The organism is Escherichia sp. KTE172 (assembly GCF_000408845.1).
Lineage (GTDB): Bacteria > Pseudomonadota > Gammaproteobacteria > Enterobacterales > Enterobacteriaceae > Escherichia > Escherichia coli.
The window spans coordinates 2142854-2145844 of record NZ_KE137316.1; the positions used below are offsets into that span (position 1 = coordinate 2142854).

Annotated in this window: 2 protein-coding genes and 3 pseudogenes; 2 read left to right on the top strand and 3 right to left on the bottom strand. The window is 45.1% G+C overall.

The window, feature by feature from the left end; genetic code table 11:
* Positions 1-86: 86 nt before the first annotated feature.
* A pseudogene (locus G434_RS13585) lies at positions 87-566 on the top strand (IS3 family transposase); the annotation flags it as partial.
* Positions 567-607: 41 nt separating this feature from the next.
* Here the strand turns inward: G434_RS13585 and papA are convergent.
* Positions 608-1060: pseudogene (gene papA, locus G434_RS13580) on the bottom strand (P fimbria major subunit PapA); the annotation flags it as partial.
* Positions 1061-1267: 207 nt separating this feature from the next.
* Positions 1268-1432: a PapB/FocB family fimbrial expression transcriptional regulator gene (locus G434_RS30970; RefSeq protein WP_001305388.1), complete on the bottom strand. Its 165-nt coding sequence runs from the start codon at positions 1430-1432 to the stop codon at positions 1268-1270.
* Positions 1433-1985: 553 nt separating this feature from the next.
* Between G434_RS30970 and papI the strand changes: the two genes are divergently transcribed.
* The gene (gene papI / locus G434_RS13575; RefSeq protein ID WP_000006214.1) at positions 1986-2219 is read left to right on the top strand and encodes a major pilus subunit operon transcriptional regulator PapI; all 234 of its coding nucleotides are present in this window, start codon (positions 1986-1988) and stop codon (positions 2217-2219) included.
* A 200-nt stretch (positions 2220-2419) separates the two neighbouring features.
* On the opposite strand, the pseudogene G434_RS30730 reads toward papI, so the two are convergent.
* A pseudogene (locus G434_RS30730) lies at positions 2420-2991 on the bottom strand (IS3 family transposase); the annotation flags it as partial.

The window sequence follows — 2991 nt, forward strand, 5'->3', positions numbered from 1 at the left end:
TAAATGGAGAGCCGGATGCGCTGAAAGGTGCACGTCCGGTTCGGGGAGGAGAGGCAGGGAAATAGTCCGACTACGCCCTGCCTCTTACTCTACTCAGCACATGGCGGGGCTTCGTCTATGTGGCGTTCATCATTGATGTGTTTGCCGGATACATCGTGGGGTGGCGGGTCTCATCGTCCATGGAAACGACATTCGTGCTGGATGCACTGGAGCAGGCGTTATGGGCCCGTCGACCGTCCGGCACGGTCCATCACAGTGATAAAGGTTCTCAGTATGTATCGCTGGCCTACACACAGCGGCTTAAGGAAGCCGGATTACTGGCATCAACAGGAAGTACAGGCGACTCGTATGACAACGCGATGGCGGAGAGCATCAATGGTCTTTACAAAGCGGAGGTAATACACCGTAAGAGCTGGAAAAACCGTGCAGAAGTGGAACTGGCCACACTCACGTGGGTGGACTGGTATAACAATCGACGATTGCTGGAAAGGCTGGGCCATACTCCTCCGGCAGAAGCAGAAAAAGCTTATTATGCTTCCATCGGAAACGATGATCTGGCAGCCTGAGTTCACAGATAAAACACTCTCCAGGAAACCCGGGGCGGTTCATCTTTCAGGGTATTAGCATCACCTTCTGTGCCATCGAAAGAAACGTTTTTACCTGCAGCCTGAACTACAATAGCCGTACCTGTACCGCCGGTGGTGTCTAACTCATCACTATGGGCAGCAACTATTGGGCCAGTAAAAGCTAACTTCACCGTCCCTGCTTTTGCAGTACCACCTACAGCACTTGGTTTTTTGAATGCAGTAATATCACAATTAACTAACTCAATATCCAGATCCATTGGCTTGGATACACCTCCTGCTTCAAGGTAGCTTTTTGAGAGCTGCCCAAAATCAATAGACTGATCAGCTGATTTCTGAGAAATGCTGCATGGAGCAGCAACAACAGTTCCGTTAAAAGTTACTTTACCCTGCCCCTGAGGAATAGTTGGAGCAGCATGTGCACCAAAAGACACCACTGCCATAGCTACCGCACCGGCAATAACCGACTTAATCATAAATAACAACCTCTTTTTCATTACTGAACACACCAGAGATATCTGGCAATTTAAAATGACCCGATTACCTTTAATAACCAGATCAATACAAATAATATTCTCGTATTTTCAGGGCAGGTTATTTATCGACAGAATACTGATATAACCTGTCTGCTTTCTGATAAGGGCTTCTTTTTTTATCTTCCAGAAACTCCGGAATGCCATAATTTAGTCAAATGCCGACGACTCATCTGTATAATAAGGTGCAAGCCTTGCTGCAAGAGCATTCAGCCGTATAAGTCTCCCCAGTGTTGTACTGAAATACCCATTATTCATCTGGTATTTCTCGCAGACCTCCTTACGGGAGTGCCCACCTACCAGATAGTCCTTCATAGCCAGAATGACCCTGTCACTGTGAATAGAAGAAATACCTATCAGTAAAAAAAATGCATTTCAGACATAGAGCCGGGCAACAGCACGCTCTCGCGTATATTCAGCAAAAACGCATTTCCTGACCGACTGATGACTTCATGATGCGCCATGTTTCCCCCTTCTGTCGGGCCCCTGGATATATGCTTCCGGCCCGGAAATACTCTTCACGCAATAAGTTAAATTTAGTTTTTTATGTTGTAAATATTGATTTAAACGATCTTTTAACCCACAAAACAAAATTAAACTAGAATAAAACACTAACAACAAGAATACACTCAGATAAAAACATCATGGTGAATTGAATTTACAGCATAAAAGATCGTCTAAATGCATTTTTACGGACTTTCTTTTCACAGAAAAATAACACACAAAATGTGATACACATCAAATAAAGCCAACAAAAAGCAAATTCACTAAATTGCACAAATAAAGCAAACACAGAGAATAAAAATACCTTTCCGTTGATAACAGAGAGCATGATTTTTATTATTCGAAGAAACTTTGTTACAGTGAGATGAGTGAATATATGAAGAATGAAATACTGGAATTTCTGAACAGGCATAATGGAGGGAAAACCGCAGAAATTGCGGAGGCGCTGGCGGTAACGGATTATCAGGCACGCTATTACCTGTTATTACTGGAAAAAGAAGGTGTGGTTCAGCGCTCTCCATTAAGGCGAGGCATGGCAACATACTGGCTTCTGAAAGGAGAGAAGCAGGCGGGGCAGAGCTGTTCTTCCACAACTTAATAACTCAATCTGTGGGCATGCTTCACTGAAACAGATAAAAGTTACATCAGAGTGCAGATTCAATTTTGCAGCATTCATCACAAAATAGAAATTTAGTATTTTATGTCAGAATACTTCACATGATAATAAAAACCTGTCTGGATTTACTGCATGGCCAGACATTACAAAATACAAACGCCATAAACTTCATTCTGTAGTGGTCAAGTAATATTGGCCACGGTTTTACAGTAAAAACGGTATCTGTTCTCTGATTCTTCCGGCGTCAACCCACCGTTGTAATGGTGAGGCCTGACGCTATTGTAATAATTCAGGATATAACCGCTAATTTGTTGCCGGGCCTCGTCCTTGCCTACGTAACCATCCGTCGGCACCCATTCTGTTTTCAGACTGCGGAAGAAGCGTTCCATAGGACTGTTATCCCAGCAGTTTCCCCGTCGGCTGACACTTTGCTTTATCCTGTAACGCCAGATAAGCTGTTGATATTTCAGTCCTGTATACTGACTTCCCTGGTCGCTATGGAACATGACGTCCCGCGGCTGACCACGCACCTCATACGCCATCCGCAAGGCACTGCTTATCAGTGCAGTATCGGCATTCGCTGACAGGCTCCAGCCGATAACCCTGCGGGCAAAAAGATCCATGACGACCGCCAGATAGCACCAGCGATTTCCTGCCCAGAGTAGAGTAAGAGGCAGGGCGTAGTCGGACTATTTCCCTGCCTCTCCTCCCCGAACCGGACGTGCACCTTTCAGCGCATCCGGCTCTCCATTTA